This is a genomic window from Streptomyces sp. WZ-12 (assembly GCF_028898845.1).
Taxonomy (GTDB): Bacteria; Actinomycetota; Actinomycetes; order Streptomycetales; family Streptomycetaceae; genus Streptomyces.
The window spans coordinates 3,237,465-3,254,124 of sequence record NZ_CP118574.1; the positions used below are offsets into that span (position 1 = coordinate 3,237,465).

The following is a 16,660-nucleotide window of genomic DNA, read 5'->3' on the forward strand; positions in this document are numbered from 1 at the left end:
GATGACTCTCCTTGATTGATGCTGCGGTACTGCCCCGGAGCACGACTCCGCGGCGCCGAAGCGCCCGGACGGCTCGTGGGGTCTGTTCTGACCTGCCCTGCACACCACTGCGTTATGCCGTGGGGAGGGGAGTTGGGTGCCAGCCTATCGAAGGAAGGTTCTGTCGCGACATAGGGCGCACAGGAGGCGCACGATGCGTGTCGCGCGCCAGCACATGCCTCAACGGCGCCTTTGCAGCGTTTGCCCGGGGCTTTGCGCAATGTGCGGTTCGGGGGCGGGCGGGCGGCTGGCCGGCCCACCCGCCCCCGAACGTCTCCGCAGGTTGCGGGGGTTGCCCGGAGGGGTCAGGCGAGGCCGAGGCGCTCGGCCGCGGCGTCGGCGTCGATCGGGACCGTGACCGGCTGCGGTGCGCCGGCGACCGCCCAGTCGGGGTCCTTCAGGCCGTTGCCGGTGACCGTACAGACGATCCGCTGGCCGGGGTCGACCTTGCCCTCCTCGGCGGCCTTCAGCAGACCGGCGACCGAGGCGGCCGAGGCGGGCTCCACGAAGACGCCCTCCTGTGCGGCCAACAGGCGGTAGGCGGCCAGGATTTGACGGTCCGTCACGTCGTCGATGAAGCCGCCGGACTCGTCCCTGGCCCGCTCGGCGAACTCCCAGGATGCGGGGTTGCCGATGCGGATCGCGGTGGCGATGGTGTGCGGGTCCTTGACGACCTCGCCGCGCACGATCGGGGCGCTGCCGGACGCCTGGAAGCCCCACATCCGCGGGGTGCGCGCGGCGACGCCGTCGGCCGCGTACTCCCGGTAGCCCTTCCAGTAGGCGGTGATGTTGCCGGCGTTGCCGACGGGCAGGACGTGGATGTCAGGGGCGTCGCCGAGCATGTCGACGATCTCGAAGGCGGCGGTCTTCTGGCCCTCGATGCGCACCGGGTTAACGGAGTTCACAAGTGCGACCGGGTACTTCTCGGAGAGGCCCCGGGCCAGCGTCAGGCAGTCGTCGAAATTTCCGTCGACCTGGAGGATCTTGGCGCCGTGCACCAGCGCCTGGCCCATCTTGCCGAGCGCGATCTTGCCCTGTGGGACCAGCACCGCGCAGACCATCCCGGCCCGGACCGCGTAGGCGGCGGCCGAGGCGGAGGTGTTGCCGGTGGAGGCGCAGATGACGGCCTTGGCGCCCTCTTCCTTGGCGCGGGTGATGGCCATCGTCATCCCGCGGTCCTTGAACGACCCCGTGGGGTTGGCGCCCTCGACCTTGAGGTGCACCTCGCAGCCGGTGCGCTCGGACAGCACCTGGGCGGGGACGAGCGGCGTGCCGCCCTCCCGGAGGGTCACGACCTCGGTCGTGTCGCTGACCGGCAGCCGGTCGCGGTACTCCTCGATGATTCCGCGCCACTGCCTACTGGTGGCCACGGTGGAATTGGCAGACATGGGTTCCTCTACTCCCCTTCGACCCGCATGATGCTGACGACACCGCGGACGGTGTCCAGCTCGCGCAGCGCTTGGACCGTCGACGACAGGGCCGCGTCGGTCGCCCGGTGGGTGACGACGACGAGGTCCGCCTCCCCGTCCTTGCCCTGTTGGCGGACGGTGTCGATGGACACGCCGTGTTCGGCGAAGACCGTCGCGACCTGCGCGAGGACGCCGGGCTTGTCGGCCACGTCGAGACTGATGTGGTAGCGGGTGACGACCTCACCCATGGGGCTGACGGGCAGCGCGGTGTACGCCGACTCCCCCGGCCCGGTGGCTCCGGCGAGCTTGTTGCGGCAGACCGCGACGAGGTCGCCGAGGACCGCGGAGGCGGTCGGCGCACCGCCCGCGCCCGGCCCGTAGAACATCAACTGGCCGGCCGCGTCGGCCTCCACGAAGACCGCGTTGTACGCCTCGCGCACGGACGCCAGCGGATGCGTCAGCGGGATCATCGCCGGGTGCACTCGGGCGGTCACCGACGCGCCGTCCGCGGCCCGTTCGCAGATGGCCAGCAGCTTCACGGTGCAGCCCATCCGCTTGGCGGAGGCGATGTCCGCGGCGGTGACCTCGGTCAGCCCCTCGCGGTGCACGTCGTCGATGGTGACGCGGGTGTGGAAGGCGATCCCGGCGAGGATCGCGGCCTTGGCTGCGGCGTCGAAGCCCTCGACGTCGGCGGTCGGGTCGGCCTCGGCGTAGCCGAGCGCGGTGGCCTCGTCGAGGGCCTCGCTGTAGCCGGCGCCGGTGCTGTCCATCTTGTCGAGGATGAAGTTGGTGGTGCCGTTGACGATGCCGAGGACGCGGTTGACCTTGTCGCCGGCGAGCGACTCGCGCAGCGGCCGCACCAGCGGGATCGCGCCGGCGACCGCCGCCTCGTAGTACAGGTCGGCGTTGTGCTTCTCGGCGGCCGCGTGCAGCGCGGCGCCGTCCGCCGCCACCAGGGCCTTGTTGGCCGAGACCACGCTCGCGCCGTGCTCGAAGGCGGTGGTGATCAGCCCCCGGGCGGGCTCGATCCCCCCGATCACCTCGATGACCACGTCGATGTCGCCGCGTTTGACGAGCGCGGTGGCGTCGGTGGTGATCAGCTCGGCCGGGACGCCGGCCCGCACCTTCTCCGGGCGGCGGACGGCGATCCCGGCGAGCTCCACGGGCGCGCCGATGCGGGCCGCGAGGTCGTCGGCGTGCGTCGTCATGATGCGCGTCACCTCTGAGCCGACCACACCACAGCCCAGCAGCGCCACCTTCAGCGGACGCGTACGCATCATTCGACCTCGTCTTTTCTTCGATCCAGCGGTTTCTTGCTTGGTCACGCACCGGTTTCCCGGTCGTGCACCAGTCTCACGCACCGGACGGCGGTTTCCGCCCCGCGTCCGGATGCCGAGACATTTATTTCATCCGGGGCCCGGTCCCGGCGATCCGCCCCTACCCGACATCCAACCGCAGGAGATCTTCCTCCGTCTCCCGCCGGACGATCACCCGGGCCGCACCGTCGTTGACCGCCACCACCGGCGGGCGCAGCGCGTGGTTGTAGTTGCTGGCCATGGAGCGGCAGTACGCGCCGGTCGCCGGCACCGCGAGCAGGTCGCCCGGCGCCACGTCGGAGGGCAGGAAGGCGTCCCGCACGACGATGTCGCCGCTCTCGCAGTGCTTGCCGACCACCCGCGACAGCATCGGCTCGGCGCCGGACGTCCGGGAGGCCAGCACCACGCTGTACTCCGCGTCGTACAGCGCGGTGCGGATGTTGTCCGACATCCCGCCGTCCACGGAGACGTAGGTGCGCAGCCCCTCCAACTCCTTGACCGTGCCGACCTCGTAGAGCGTGAAGGCGGTCGGGCCGACGATCGCCCGGCCCGGCTCGACGGACAGCCGCGGCACCCGCAGCCCGGCCGCCGCGCACTCGCGGCCGACGATCCCGCGCAGCGCCTCGGCGATCTCGTGCGGCGCCCGCGGGTCGTCGTCGGAGGTGTAGGCGATGCCCAGCCCGCCGCCGAGGTCGATCTCCGGCAGCTCCACGCCGTGCTCGTCGCGGACCGTCGCGAGCAGTTCCACGACGCGGCGGGCGGAGACCTCGAAGCCGGCCATGTCGAAGATCTGCGAGCCGATGTGGCTGTGGATGCCGATGAGTTCGAGGCCGTCCAGCTTCAGCGCGCGCCGGACCGCCTCGGCGGCCTGGCCGCCGGCCAGCGCGATGCCGAACTTCTGGTCCTCGTGCGCGGTCGCGATGAACTCGTGGGTGTGCGCCTCGACGCCGACCGTGACCCGGATCTGCACCCGCTGGCGCTTGCCGAGCCGCTCGGCGATGTGCGCGACCCGGGCGATCTCCTGGAAGGAGTCCAGCACGATGCGTCCCACCCCGGCCTCGACGGCCCGGGTGATCTCCTCGGTGCTCTTGTTGTTGCCGTGCAGGGCGATGCGCTCCGCGGGCATCCCCGCGTCCAGCGCCGTCGCGAGTTCGCCGCCGGAGCAGACGTCGAGGTGGAGGCCCTCCTCGTGCAGCCACCGCACGACGGCGCGGGACAGGAACGCCTTGCCGGCGTAGAAGACGTCGGCGTCCGGCCCGAACGCGTCCTTCCAGGCTTGGCAGCGCGCCCGGAAGTCCGCCTCGTCCAGGAAGTAGGCCGGCGTGCCGAACTCCTCGGCGAGCGCGGTCACGGACAGCCCGCCGACGGTCACCGCGCCGTCGGCGTCGCGCGCCACGGTGCGGGACCAGACCTGCGGGTCAAGGGAGTTGAGGTCGGCGGGCGGCCCGGCGTAGTGCCCCTCGGGCAGTACGTCGCCATGCCGGGGGCCTGCGGGGTGCGCGGAACGGCTCATAACGGAAACGGTCCCCTCAAGATCGTTCAGAGGTGCTGATCGGGACGGCCACCGGTGCGGTTCGCACGACGTCGGACGCATGCATCGGAGGTCTCCGGATTCAGACGTGTTCAGGAGCAGAGATGCCGAGCAGGTGCAGGCCGTTCCCCAGCACCGTCCCCGTGGCCTCGGCGAGGGCCACCCGGGCGCGGTGCACGGCCAAGGGTTTCTCCCCGCCGACGGGCAGCGGCCAGAACTCCTCCTGCCACCGCAGATAGGCGTCAGCGGTGGCTTCCAGATGGCGCACCACGCGATCCGGCGCGCACCGCCGGGCGGCGGTCGCGGTGGCGGTGGGATACGTGCCGAGGCAGGTCTCCAGGGTTTGGAGCGTCAGGGGCGTCGGGGCGTCCTGCGGGGGCCGGTGGTCGGCCGCGGGCGCCTCGCCGCGGACGTCGCCCGCTTCGCCGGCGAACCCCAACTCGGCGGCGTTCCGCACCATTGCGCGGGTGCGCGCGTGGGCGTACTGGACGCGGAAGCGCGGGTTGTCCTCGTGCTGCACCGGCCGCTCCGGCAGCCGCACCGGGTCGTGCGCGGCGGGCCGCAGCAGCGCCCAGCGCGCCTCGTCGCTGCCCAGTCGCGCGAGCAGACCGGCCAGTTCACCGTCGGCGTCCGGAGCGTCCGGAGTGTCCGCTTCCGCGGCCCGGCCGAGCCGCGCCAGCACCTCGCCGACGACGGCCTCCCGGGCCCGCGCCCACTGCCCCGCGAAGCGCGCCGGGCCACCGGGCCGGCCGGGCCCCGCGGCTCCCGGCGCCGGGGGTTCGCCGTAGCGCTCCCCCTGGGCCAACACGTCCGCGACGAGGCCGGCCGTGGCCGCGCCGCCCAAGTGGAAGTTGAGGAATCCCGGGCCGGCGATCTCCACCCGCGCGATACCGTCCCGCCCGGTCAGGCGCCGCCGCAGGATCTCGGCGACCTCGCGCGCCGGCAGCCCGGCGGGGCCGGCCAGTTGCAGCGCGACGTTGGAGGCGTACTCCCCGCAGCCGGGCCGGGGCGGTGACTGCACCACGATCCGCGCCGGCACGGACACGGAGAGCTCCCGCTCCGCGACGGCCCCGCGCACGGAGCGCAGGACGGTACGGGAGAGCTCTTCCGGGGTCACAGCACCAGCGTATGGGAGGAAGGGGGTGCCCACGCGAGCGGGTTTCGCCCTGTGGCCCTCCGGCCCGCTCCGCCGCCCGTTCCCCATCCGACGACCGGGACCCGTCCCGCTCCGTCGCTCGTCATCCGGCGGCCCGGTCGCCCCCGGCCCCCGGCTCGCCGTCGCTCCCCCACGCGCCCCCGCCCGGGCGCCCGTTCTCCGCTCCTCCGGCGCCCTCCGCGAGGCCGCCACACCCCCTGCGCTCCCGCCGCCCCTCGCGCACCAACATCCCCACCGTGCGCACCAGATCCGTCGGTTCGAACGGCTTGGCCAAGAACGCGTCGATGCCCACCGACTCCCCGTTGTCCACCTCGCCCTGGGAACAGGCGCTGACGATGGCGATCGGGATGTCCCAGGTGCGCGGGTCGGACCGCAAACGCGCCGCGGTGTGCAGCCCGCCCAGCCGCGGCATCATCACGTCCAGGGTCACCACGTCGGGTCTGACCCGGTGGACGACATCCAGACACTCGGCACCATCAGCCGCGGTCACGACCTCGAAGCCCTCCAGCTCAAGGTTGACCCTGATCAACTGCCGGATCACCTTGTTGTCATCGACCACAAGGATCCGACCGGACAAGCCAGGCACACCACGAGACTAGGCGCGCCCCTGCGGCTGCGTCCCGGTTTTGCCCACTTCCGCCCTCGTGCGGGGGACGTTTCCACGACCGCCGTCGACCGCCCGCCGCCATGCGCTAGGGCCCGTCCGACCCGACCCGTCGGACGGTCCCCAGGGGTGCCCCTCCTTCGCCTCCCGGACCCCGCTCCCGGCCCTGACCACCGGAACGTTCATGACCACCCCGGCGGAGCTGGTAGTGTTCTACCCGTCGCCGCAACGAGCGGCAAAGCCCCCGTAGCTCAGGGGATAGAGCAACGGCCTCCGGAGCCGTGTGCGCAGGTTCGAATCCTGCCGGGGGCACTTCGCTTCGACCGACGCGAGAGCGCAATTGGTCAGCGCAGATGCCAAGAGGAAGAGTCGGATCCAGTCTCACTGGGTCCGGCTTTTTCGTTTGGGTCGGGGCGGTTCTGGTGCGTCGCGCACGCCCGGTCGTCGTCGCTCGCGGTCGCCAACTGGGGCCGGGGCTGCGGTTCTTGGCGGACGCGCGGGGAATCCGTGGGCGGCGCGGGCGAGTTGGCGGGGATGCCATGCGCGGGGTGCGCGGTACCGGCCGCGGTCGCGGCACGCTGCCGAGCCGCATGGCCGGCGATGATGCAATGAGCGGAAAGCTAATTCGCCTGGGAATTCAAGGCGTTCGAGGGTGTGAATCCCGCACTTGACAAGGGCAACCGGAAATCGCCTAATGTCGCTTCGACTCATCGAGTGGACTGGATGACGCGCTGCCATCGTTTGGTCTGCCGATTCCGGGGCTTACGGGTATAGGGAACCAGTCGCATGCGGTGGAGGAGGCGTCGCCAAGAAGGCGGGAGGCCGGTCAACCACCGTGCCGTGCGCAAGGAAGCCCGGCGGATCGTCGAGGAGATGCCCGTTCCCCGTCCGTTCGACCTCGACGGCCTGGTGGCGAACATCGCCGCGGCGCGCGGCCGGTCCATCCGGCTCGTGCCGCTGCCGGACCGGCTGTTGGGGAGCACCGGGCTGTGCGGGCTGTGGCTCAAGCACGAGACCCTGCCGCTCGATCTGATCCTGCACGTCGAGAGCACCACGCGCTTCCACCGCGAGAAGATCATCCTTCACGAGCTGGGTCACCTGTGGTGCGACGACGCCGACGGGGTCACCTCACAGGTACTGGACCGAGTGGCGGGCGATCCGTCCGCCGAACTGGTCGACCGGCTGATCGGGCGCGGGCAGGCGGCCGCCCGCCGGCGCTACGGCACCCGTGAGGAGGCCCGCGCGGAGACCGTGGCGGACCTCATCCACCACATCGCGTACAGCGACGAGTTCATCGAGGACGGTGCGCTGCGCGCACTGGACGACACCCTCACCCACCCCGGCAGGAGCCCCCGTGACTGATGCGATCGCCTACACCATCGTGGGCCTGCTGCTGGTGCAGGCCCTGTGGCGGGCGCCCGCCGCGCTGCGGGGCCGGGCCCGGGAGCGCTCCCTGTGGGGCACGTTCACCGCGCTGGCGCTGGCCTGGCTGATGCGCACCGCGCTCGGCAGGTTCCTCGTCGACCACATCGGCGTGGCCGACCTGGCCACGCTGCTCAAGCACACCATCACGATCGCGGCGATGTGCACGCTGCTGCGGTACCTCACGGCCGTCGACGCCGGGGAGCTCGCCTCGGGCGCGGAGCCGAGCCGTCGGGTCCGGATCACCTCCGCGGTGCACCGGCACGCGGGGTGGGGCTGCGCGCTCACCATCGCCGTCATGGCCGGGGTCTTCCTCTTCTGGCTGCACCGCACCGAGGTCCCCACCTCCCCGTACTTCATGGAGCGGCACGCCGGGGAGCCCGGACTGGCCGTGTACATGGGCCTGTTCTACCTCTACTCCGGCGCCGTCACCGCGCTGTGCGGATACCAGTGGGGCAGCAAGGCCCGGCACGCGCCGCGCCGCACGCTGCGCGTCGGGCTGTGGCTGATGGCCGTCGGCATGGCCGTGGCCACGCTGTACTGCGTGGTGCGCGCCGTCTGCGCGGTCTGGAACACCGTCAGCCCGATGCCCGAGGGGCCGGCCGCCGTCCAGGAGGCGGTGACCGACACCCTGCTGTACGGGGCGTTCCTCCTGTGGGCGATCGGCGTGATCGCGCCGACCATCCACGTCGCCGTGCTGCGCTACCGGACCCTCGCGGCGATCCGACGGCTGCACCGGCTCTGGCGCGACCTGGCGTTCGTGGTGCCCGATCTGGTGCTGTACCCGCCGAGCCGCATCCTGCCGGGCAGCCGGCTGGTGGCGCCGCTCAACACGGTGCGGGACATCTTCGCGCACGACGCGTCCCCGCAGATCCGGCTCGGCCGGTACGTCACGGAGATCCGGGACGCGATCCACGAACTGCGCCGGCGCGCGCCGGAGGATCTGTACCGGCACGCCACGGAGTTGGCGGCGGCCGAGACGGCCGGCCGGCCCGCGGACGCCGTCGCCGAGGCGTACTGGATCCGGGCCGCCATGGCGAGCGCCGACCGCCCGGTCGGCTCGCCCGTGCCGTTCCCCTCCGGCCGCGGGGAGAGCCTGGCCGCGGGGAGAGCCTGGCCGCGGAGGTGCCGTGGCTGCTGACGGTGGCCGACGCCTACGCGAGCGCCAACCCGACGGCCACCGTCCGACTGCTGGGCGCGGCCACCCCGGCGTGACGGACGGACGCCCGGCGGGCGAGCGACCGTCGGGCGATCTCCACCAACCGACACTCGACCAACCGCCGTTCCGCCGACCGACGCTCGACCAACTGACCACGACCACCTTCCGGTCGGCCCGCTTCCGGTCGACCAACGACATATCCAGGAGTCACCCATGAGCGCTGCTCACGCCCGTGTCGGGGCCTCGGCCGGGGCCGTCGTTACCGACGAGGACGGCCGCGTGCTGATCGTGAAGCCGACCTACAAGCCGGCCTGGAACCTGCCGGGCGGGCGCATCGACGAGGGCGAACTGCCGCGCGCGGCCTGCGAGCGCGAACTGCGCGAGGAGTTGGGCGTCGAGCCGGCGGTCGGCCCCCTGCTGGTGAGCGCGTGGGTCACCGTCCCCGGCCGCGGCTCGCACGTCTACTACGTCTTCGACGGCGGCACGCTCACCGGCGCCCAGCAGGAGTCGATGGTGCTGCAGTCCGAGGAGCTGGCGGAGCACCGGTTCGTGGCACCGCGGGAGATCGGACCGGATCTGATCCCGGCGCCGATGAGCGTCGCCTGGGAGGCGGCGCTGGCCGCCCGCGAGGACGGGCAGCAGCGCTATGTCGAGGTGACGGCACCCTAGGGCGCGTCCGACGGATCTCCGTGGAGGAAGGAGCGGCGTCTGGTGCGTGCGATCGCAAGGCGCCGGGATGTCTTCATAGCGGAGCTATGGGGACATGTCGGCAACGCCGCGAGCGGGCGTGCCAGACGCCGCGACGCCGCGGAGATCCGTCGGACGCGCCCTAGGGCGCGTCCGACGGATGTGGGGGGTCCGGGAGTTCGGTGCGGCGGATCTCCTGGAACATCTCGCTGATGTAGTCCATGAGTTCGGCCGGCACGCCGCCGTCCCGGCCGCGCGCCGCCATGCCGGTGAAGCCGTCCTTGACCAGCCGTATCCCGCTGACGATCCGGTCCACCTCGCGGTCGTGGCTGGAGAAGAAGAGCTCGGGGGCGTCCAGGGCCAGGGCCAGCGCCTTGAGGGCCTCGGGCGGGGCCTCGGTCACCGACCCGGAGTGCAGTTCGGCGACGAGCCGTTCGGAGAGCACGGGTTGGCCGCAACGCTCGTTCCCGCGGGCGGCGAGCTCGGCGTGGGTGGGGCGGGCGTCGGGCTTCGAGAGCCTCAGCAGGCCGGCGATCTTCTCCGCGATGGACCGCGGCTCCTGGCCGGCGGACGGCCCGGTGGCGGTGTCCGCAGCCGACTTGGTGGTCGGCCCGGCGGTCGGCCCGGCGGTCGGCCCGGCGGTCGGTCGGGACGGGGGCGCGGGGACGTCGTGGCCGAACGAGCGCTCCTGTGCGGTCAGGAGCACCTCGACGCTCACCCCGTAGGCGGCGGCAAGGGGTTGGACGAGGGCGTCGCCCAGGCGCCTGCGGCCCCGTTCGGCATTGGCCACCGCGCCGGTGCTCTTGGTCTTGGTGACGGTCTTGGTGTCGCGCTGCGCATAGCCGGCGTCGGCGCGCAGATCGGCGAGATCGGGGAGACCGTCCCTGGGGAACAGCTCGTCGAGGTCCTGCCCGAGGGCGCGGGCGAGCGCCGGCAGCTTCTCCGGGGGCGGCGAGCTGTGACCGGTCTCCCAGCTCGCCACGGCCGTGTCCCGGACGCCGACCGCCTGCGCCACCTGGCACTGGACTAGCTCGGCGGCTCGGCGTACGGCGCGTACGCGGCGACCGTCGAATCGACGAGCGGGCATGGCAGTTACTCCTGGGCGACGGGCTTGGATTCGATCTACGAACTCTAGTCACCGGCGCCGGAAACGACGACTTGATCGGTTCACTGAATCGGGATAACTTCAATCTAGCCGACGCGAGGTTCGGTCGGGACGCCGCCCGGCTCCCATCGCGCCTTCCTCGTCGGTGGCACCGGTTGGACCGGGCCGAACTCCGCGCAGTGGCGCGGCGGATGGCCGGGTGAGGGGCAGGACAGGCAGCGCGCACGGGGGAGGCGCTGCCCGTCTTGTCCCCAACTGGCGTTTCGCCCCGGCGCCTTGCGGCGGCCGGTGGCCCGACCTTCTCTTCACCGCCTTTTCGGCCTTCCCGTCTCAGGCATCTCAGGCGCCTCAGGCGTCTCGACCTCTCGGCGCCCGTGCCCCTCTCCTTCCCTCCGCACGTTTCGGCCGTTTACGCACGGAGGGGCTGCCTGCGGAGGAGCCGTCTCCCCCACAAAGCACTGATCCCTTGACCGGCGTGATGGCGGTCAAGGGATCTTTCGTTGCTCGGGGTTGGGGTGCCGGGGAGCGGGCCCGCGCCGCTCCCCCGCGCGGCGGGTGGGACGCCCGTCAGCCGTCCACGCGGACCGGCAGCGAGTCCAGGCCGTAGACGATCGACAGCTTGCGGAAGGCCAGGTCCTCGGGGCGGGCGGCGAGGCGCATGGTCGGGAAGCGGCGGACCAGGGCGGGGTAGGCGGCGCGGAGTTCCATGCGGGCGAGCTCGGCGCCGACGCAGCGGTGGATGCCGTAGCCGAAGGCCAGGTGGGAGCGGGCCTTGGCGCGCTGGGGGTCGAACTGCTCCATGTCGGGGCCCAGTTCGCCGTCGCGGTCGGCGCCGCTGAGGGAGCACAGCACCACGTCGCCGGCGGCGATGCGGACGCCGCCGACCTCCAGGTCCTCGCGGGCGAAGCGGGGGAAGGCGACCTGGACGACGGTGAGGTAGCGCAGCAGCTCCTCGACGTAGGCGTCGACGACGTCCTCGCCGTCCTTGAGGGCCGCGAAGTGCTTCGGGTCCTGGAGGAGGACCAGGGCACCGAGCGCGAGCATGCTGGCGGTGGTCTCGAAGCCGCCGGTCAGGACGCCGTCGGCGAGGCCGGCGAGCTCCTCGTCGGAGACCGAGTCGCCGTGCTCCCGGATGATCATGCCGAGCAGGCCGTCGCCGGGGTTGGCGCGCTGCTTCTTGACCACCTCACGGAAGTAGGCGAGCGATTCGGATATGGCGCCGAAGGAGGCGTTGGCGCCGCTGAAGAGGTCGAAGCGGGCGGCGCTGAGGCGTTCGAAGTCGTCGCGGTCCTCGTAGGGGACGCCGAGGAGTTCGCAGATGACGAGGGAGGGGATGGGGAGGGCGAAGGCGGCGACGAGGTCCACCGGCTCGCCGTTGCGGCCGGCCCGCTCCATGGCGTCGAGGCGCTCCTCGACGATGTCGTGGATGCGCGGGGTGAGCCGGCTCAGGCGGCGCATGGTGAATTCGGGGGTGAGCAGCCGGCGGAGGCGGGTGTGCACCGGCGGGTCGGCGAAACCGAGGCCGCCGGGGTTCTGTTCGGCGCCGGCGCCGGCCTTGCCGACGAGGTTGGTGAAGTCGGAGCTGAACGCCTGGCCGTTGCCGAGGACGGCCCTGGCCTCGTCGTAGCCGGTGACCAGCCAGACGTTGGCGGCTATCGGCACCGGGAGCTTGCTGATGGGCTCGCGCTCGCGGACGGCGGCGAGGTCGGGGACCGGGTCGAGCCCGTCCCGGCGCAGCGGCATCAGGACGGAGTCCGGCAGGAAGGACATGCGGGAGAGGTCGAAGCCCTTCTTCCGCGTTCTCGCCAGGTAGAGGCGGCCGGCCCAGGCGAAGATCCGGGAACGGAGGGTCGTCATGGCGCTCATACTGCCTTTCGTCGCGGGGGACGGTCACCCGCGCTCGGCCGCCCCCGTGGGCCGAAACGGCGCGGGACCTTCACTGGCGTGCTCGGTGTCGTACGCCATAGCCCCTCGCGTGCGGCGCCATGGCACAGGTCCATGGCGTCGACCGGTGCGTTCGGTCGCCCGCATCAGCGTGACGAGCTCGGCCTTCTGCTTTTCGTTCTGACCGAGTTTACAAACTGCCGTCGGAGTCGGTCGCGGAACGGCCGCGCCCCGCGCCCTGTGAGGTCCCTGATTCTTCCCCTAGGGGACGGCGAGCACTTTCGGCCACCCGTGTCCCGGCCGTATTCCGTCCGTGTTCCGTCGGGCGGGAGGGGTTGACGGAGTGGGCGACATGACCGAAATGCACCGTTTTGCTTGCTACGTTGCCGCTGTGGATGTGGCGGACGGGGCGGATGCGGCGGAGGTACGGGCGGGGGACGTGCCGGCGGCGGTGCCCCGGCCCAAGAGGCGCGGCGCCGAACTGGCCCTCCTCGTAGGCGCGGTGCTGATCAGCTTCTGCGGCTACCTGGTGGTGGGGCTGGCGCGGGCGCACGCGGTGCCGGGCGGGGCGCTGCGGTACGCGGCCGGGCTCGGCGGGCTGGCGCTGCTGGCGCACCTCGCGGTGCGGTTCGGCGCCCCGTACGCGGATCCGCTGCTGCTGCCGACCGCGGTGCTGCTCAACGGGCTCGGGCTGGTGCTGATCTTCCGGCTGGACCTGGAGACGGCGCACGACCATGCCGCGCCGGCCCAGTTGGTGTGGTCCACGGTGGGCGTGGCGCTGTTCATCGCGGTGGTGGCCGGGCTGCGGGACCACCGGGTGCTCCAGCGCTGCGCCTACGGGTGCGCGGGGCTGGCGCTGGCCCTGATGGTGGTGCCGATCCTCTTCCCGGCCGTCAACGGGGCACGGATCTGGATCAGGGTGGCCGGATTCTCGCTCCAGCCGGCCGAGTTCGCCAAGGTGTTGATCACGGTGTTCTTCGCGGCGTACCTGGCGGCCAACCGGGAGGCGCTGGCGCACACCGGCAAGGTGGTGTGGCGGCTGCGGCTGCCGGCCGGGAGGGTGCTCGCCCCGGTCGTCGCGATCTGGCTGGTGAGCGTCGGGGTGCTGGTCCTCGAACGGGACCTGGGGACCTCGCTGCTGTTCTTCGGGGTCTTCGTCGCGCTGCTGTACGTCGCCACCGGGCGGACCGGGTGGATCGCGGTGGGGGTGCTGCTGGCGTCGGCCGGGGCGGCGGCGGTGGGCGCGCTGGAGCCGCATGTGCACGGCCGGGTGGCGGACTGGCTGCATCCGTTCGCCGGGATCGCGGCGGGCCGGGGGCCGGGGCAACTGGCCCAGTCGCTGTTCGCGTTCGCCGCGGGCGGGACGCTGGGGACGGGGCTGGGGCAGGGGCACTCGTCGCTGATCGGGTTCGCGCGCAAGTCCGACTTCATCCTGGCGACGGTGGGCGAGGAGCTCGGACTGGCCGGGCTGTGCGCGCTGTTCGTGCTGTACGCGCTGCCGGCGGCCTGCGGCTACCGGGCGGCGCTCGGGCTGCGCGAGGAGTTCGGCAGCCTGTTGGCGGTGGGGCTGGCGGTGCTGCCGGCGCTCCAGGTGTTCGTGATCGCGGGCGGGGTGATGGGGCTGATCCCGCTGACCGGGATGGCGATGCCGTTCCTGGCCCAGGGCGGTTCGTCGGTGGTCACCAACTGGATCATCGTCGCGCTGCTGGTGCGGCTCAGCGACCGGGCGCGGGGGCCGCGGGCGCCGGCCCCGGTCCGGCCGGCGCGGGCCGCCGCGGACGCCGTCGGGGCGGCCCGGTGATCCGCGGCATCCGGCACACCGCCGCGTTCTCCTTCCTGCTGCTGACCGCGCTGTTGGTCAACGCCGTCCGGGTGCAGGTCTTCGAGGCGGACGGCTACACCGCGAACCCGGCCAACCGGCGGCCCGCCATCGCCCGCTACGCCCAGCCGCGCGGCACGCTCGTCGTCGGCGGCCGCCCGGTCACCGGGTCGCGGGACAGCGGCGGACGGCTGCGCTACGAGCGCACCTACACCGACGGCCCGCTGTACGCGCCGATCACCGGCTTCGCCTCGCAGACGTACGGCACGTCGCTGTTGGAGCGCGCCGAGGACGGCATCCTCGCCGGGACCGACGAGCGGCTGGCCGGGTTCCCCTGGTGGGACCGGCTGATCCGCCGGCGGCCGCCCGCCGGCCGGGTCGAGACCACCGTCGATCCGGCGATGCAGCGCGCCGCGTACCGCGGGCTGGCCGGCCGCAAGGGCGCGGTGGCGGCCGTCGAGCCGCGCAGCGGGCGGGTGTTGGCGCTGGTCAGCTCGCCCTCGTACGACCCCGGCGAGCTCTCCGGGAACGGCCGCTCGGTGTCCGCCGCCTGGCGCCGGCTGAACGGGGCGGCGGACCGGCCGATGCTCAACCGGGCGCTGCGGCAGACCTATCCGCCCGGTTCCACCTTCAAGGTCGTCACCGCGACGGCCGCGCTGGAGTCCGGGCTGGTCAAGGACCTCGACGCTCCGCTGGACGTGCCCGACCCGTACATCCTGCCGGGCACCCGCACCTCACTGGGCAATCCGACCGACGGCTGCGAACACATCGGCCTGCGGGAGGCGTTCCGGCTCTCCTGCAACACCGTCTTCGCGCGGCTGGGCGTCGGCGTGGGGCTGCGCCCGATGGTCCGCACGGCAGAGCGGTTCGGCTTCGGCGACGCCGGGCTGCGGCTGCCCTCCCCCGTCGCGCCGAGCACCTTCGACCCGGACCTGGACCCGGCGCAGCTCGCGCTGTCCGCCATCGGCCAGTACGACACCGCGGCCACCCCGCTCCAGATGGCGATGGTGGCGTCCACGGTGGCCAACGACGGCCAGTTGACGCCGCCGTACCTCGTGGAGCGGGTGACCAACGCGTACGGGGTGACGGTCGGCACCGGGCCCCGGGGGCCCACCCGACAGGTGATGAACCCGGGCACCGCGCAGCAACTCCAGGAGCTGATGGCCGAGGTCGTCGAGCACGGCAGCGGGCACACCGCGGCCATCGACGGGTACACCGTGGGCGGCAAGACGGGGACGGCCCAGCACGGGGTGCGCAACGAGGGCACCCCGTACGCCTGGTTCATCGCCTGGGTCCGCAACCGCGAGAGCCACGAGCCGACGGCGGCGGTCGCGGTGGTCGTGGAGGACGCGGAGGCCGACCGCGACGACATCAGCGGAGGCGGCAGCGCCGGCCCGATCGCCAGGGCGGTGCTGACGGCCGGCCTCCCCTGACCCCACGCTCCGGCAGCCGACCACGACCACCGGCCCCGGAGGCCCGTCACCGCACCCGACAACCCCGCGCAGCGGACAACGCCCCCGCGCCGCAGGCGCAGACAGCAACCCCCACGGCGGGAGAGCCGACAACGTGGGCGGCACCCCACGGGTCCCACGTCCCGGACGCCCCGACGAGAACGTGCCACGCGCAGCTAACCTTCCGCGATGACTCCCACGCAGCCCTCGGAACCCCGATCCCCGGACGCGGGGCGGGTGATCGCCGCCCTCGCCGGCGTCGGCGTCCGCCGCTACACCACCGACCAGGTCATCCTCGACGGCATCGACTGGACCGTGCGCGCCGGCGAGCACTGGGCGTTGCTCGGCGCGAACGGCGCCGGGAAGACCACCGTGCTGCGGCTGATCGGCGCGCTGATGTTCCCCACCGTCGGCACCGTCGAGGTGCTCGGCCACCGGCTCGGCCGCGTCGACGTGCGCGAACTGCGCGCCGCCATCGGCCTGGTGTCCGGCGCCCAGAAGGTGCCGCAGGACGCGATCGCGCACACCGTGGTGCTGACCGGCGCCACCGGCACCGTGCAGCCGCTGTGGCGCAGGTACGACCAGGAGACCCGGGAACGGGCCCACGAGCTGCTGGCCGAGCTGGACTGCAAGGAGCTGACGGAGCGGCCGTTCGGCGTCTGCTCGGGCGGCCAGCGGGCCCGGATCCTGATCGCCCGCGCGCTGATGGCCGACCCGTCGCTGCTCCTGCTCGACGAGCCGTTCAACGCCCTGGACCTGCCGTCCCGCGAGGACCTGATCGACGCGCTGCACCGACTGGCCGTCGGCCGGCCGGAGTTGGCGACGGTGACGGTCACCCACCACCTGGAGGAGCTGTCCCCGGCGATCGACCGGGCGGTGCTGCTGCGCGACGGGCGGGTGCAGGCGCTCGGGCCGGTCGCCGAGGTGCTGACGGGCGCGCGGATGGCGGCCTGCTTCGGGCGGCCGATCGAGGTGTCCCGCCACGAGGGGCGGTGGCTGGCCCGCTCCGGGCGGCGGTAGGCGGCGTAACGATCGCCAACTGGCCCCGCGCGACCGGCATTTGCGGCGTACCGTGTCG

13 protein-coding genes and 1 tRNA gene are annotated in these 16,660 nt (G+C 72.8%); 7 read left to right on the forward strand and 7 right to left on the reverse strand.

What is annotated here, in order from left to right; all coding sequences use genetic code 11:
- Positions 1 to 344: 344 nt before the first annotated feature.
- The 5 genes from thrC to PV796_RS13505 form a co-directional block, all read right to left on the reverse strand.
- Positions 345 to 1,427, reverse strand: a complete 1,083-nt coding sequence (gene thrC, locus PV796_RS13485; RefSeq protein ID WP_274913277.1) for a threonine synthase — start codon at positions 1,425 to 1,427, stop codon at positions 345 to 347.
- A gap of 8 nt (positions 1,428 to 1,435) precedes the next feature.
- Positions 1,436 to 2,728, reverse strand: coding sequence for a homoserine dehydrogenase (locus tag PV796_RS13490; RefSeq protein WP_274913278.1), 1,293 nt, complete (start codon positions 2,726 to 2,728; stop codon positions 1,436 to 1,438).
- A gap of 157 nt (positions 2,729 to 2,885) precedes the next feature.
- Positions 2,886 to 4,277: a diaminopimelate decarboxylase gene (gene lysA, locus PV796_RS13495; RefSeq protein ID WP_274913279.1), complete on the reverse strand. Its 1,392-nt coding sequence runs from the start codon at positions 4,275 to 4,277 to the stop codon at positions 2,886 to 2,888.
- Positions 4,278 to 4,377: 100 nt separating this feature from the next.
- Positions 4,378 to 5,412: an ArgS-related anticodon-binding protein NrtL gene (gene nrtL / locus PV796_RS13500; protein WP_274913280.1), complete on the reverse strand. Its 1,035-nt coding sequence runs from the start codon at positions 5,410 to 5,412 to the stop codon at positions 4,378 to 4,380.
- A 121-nt stretch (positions 5,413 to 5,533) separates the two neighbouring features.
- Complete coding sequence (locus PV796_RS13505) at positions 5,534 to 6,037, reverse strand: response regulator (protein WP_274913281.1); 504 nt, start codon at positions 6,035 to 6,037, stop codon at positions 5,534 to 5,536.
- Between the two features lie 258 nt (positions 6,038 to 6,295).
- Between PV796_RS13505 and PV796_RS13510 the strand changes: the two genes are divergently transcribed.
- The 4 genes from PV796_RS13510 to PV796_RS13525 all read left to right on the forward strand — a co-directional run bounded on the left by PV796_RS13510 (position 6,296) and on the right by PV796_RS13525 (position 9,305).
- A tRNA-Arg gene (locus PV796_RS13510) sits at positions 6,296 to 6,367 on the forward strand.
- A 528-nt stretch (positions 6,368 to 6,895) separates the two neighbouring features.
- On the forward strand, positions 6,896 to 7,417 hold the full coding sequence (locus PV796_RS13515; protein ID WP_274913282.1) for a hypothetical protein: 522 nt from the start codon (positions 6,896 to 6,898) through the stop codon (positions 7,415 to 7,417).
- Positions 7,410 to 8,618, forward strand: coding sequence for an MAB_1171c family putative transporter (locus PV796_RS13520; RefSeq protein WP_274913283.1), 1,209 nt, complete (start codon positions 7,410 to 7,412; stop codon positions 8,616 to 8,618). Before PV796_RS13515 ends, PV796_RS13520 begins: the two co-directional genes overlap by 8 nt.
- 231 nt (positions 8,619 to 8,849) lie before the next feature.
- Positions 8,850 to 9,305 carry an NUDIX domain-containing protein gene (locus PV796_RS13525; protein ID WP_274913284.1) on the forward strand — a complete coding sequence of 152 codons (456 nt, stop codon included), beginning with the start codon at positions 8,850 to 8,852 and terminating at the stop codon, positions 9,303 to 9,305.
- A 160-nt stretch (positions 9,306 to 9,465) separates the two neighbouring features.
- Here PV796_RS13525 and PV796_RS13530 read toward each other — a convergent pair whose 3' ends face one another.
- Complete coding sequence (locus PV796_RS13530; protein WP_274913286.1) at positions 9,466 to 10,410, reverse strand: helix-turn-helix transcriptional regulator; 945 nt, start codon at positions 10,408 to 10,410, stop codon at positions 9,466 to 9,468.
- A 585-nt stretch (positions 10,411 to 10,995) separates the two neighbouring features.
- Positions 10,996 to 12,294 (reverse strand): cytochrome P450, encoded by a 1,299-nt coding sequence (locus PV796_RS13535; protein ID WP_274913287.1) that lies wholly within the window; start codon positions 12,292 to 12,294, stop codon positions 10,996 to 10,998.
- Between the two features lie 370 nt (positions 12,295 to 12,664).
- Between PV796_RS13535 and PV796_RS13540 the strand changes: the two genes are divergently transcribed.
- The 3 genes from PV796_RS13540 (at position 12,665) to PV796_RS13550 (ending at position 16,602) form a co-directional block, all read left to right on the forward strand.
- Positions 12,665 to 14,113, forward strand: coding sequence for an FtsW/RodA/SpoVE family cell cycle protein (locus tag PV796_RS13540; RefSeq protein WP_274913289.1), 1,449 nt, complete (start codon positions 12,665 to 12,667; stop codon positions 14,111 to 14,113).
- A complete protein-coding gene (locus tag PV796_RS13545) occupies positions 14,110 to 15,564 on the forward strand; it encodes a penicillin-binding transpeptidase domain-containing protein (protein WP_274913291.1) in 1,455 nt (484 codons plus the stop codon). The genes PV796_RS13540 and PV796_RS13545 overlap by 4 nt, the downstream gene beginning before the upstream one ends.
- 207 nt (positions 15,565 to 15,771) lie before the next feature.
- Positions 15,772 to 16,602 carry an ABC transporter ATP-binding protein gene (locus tag PV796_RS13550; protein ID WP_274913293.1) on the forward strand — a complete coding sequence of 277 codons (831 nt, stop codon included), beginning with the start codon at positions 15,772 to 15,774 and terminating at the stop codon, positions 16,600 to 16,602.
- Positions 16,603 to 16,660: the final 58 nt, after the last annotated feature.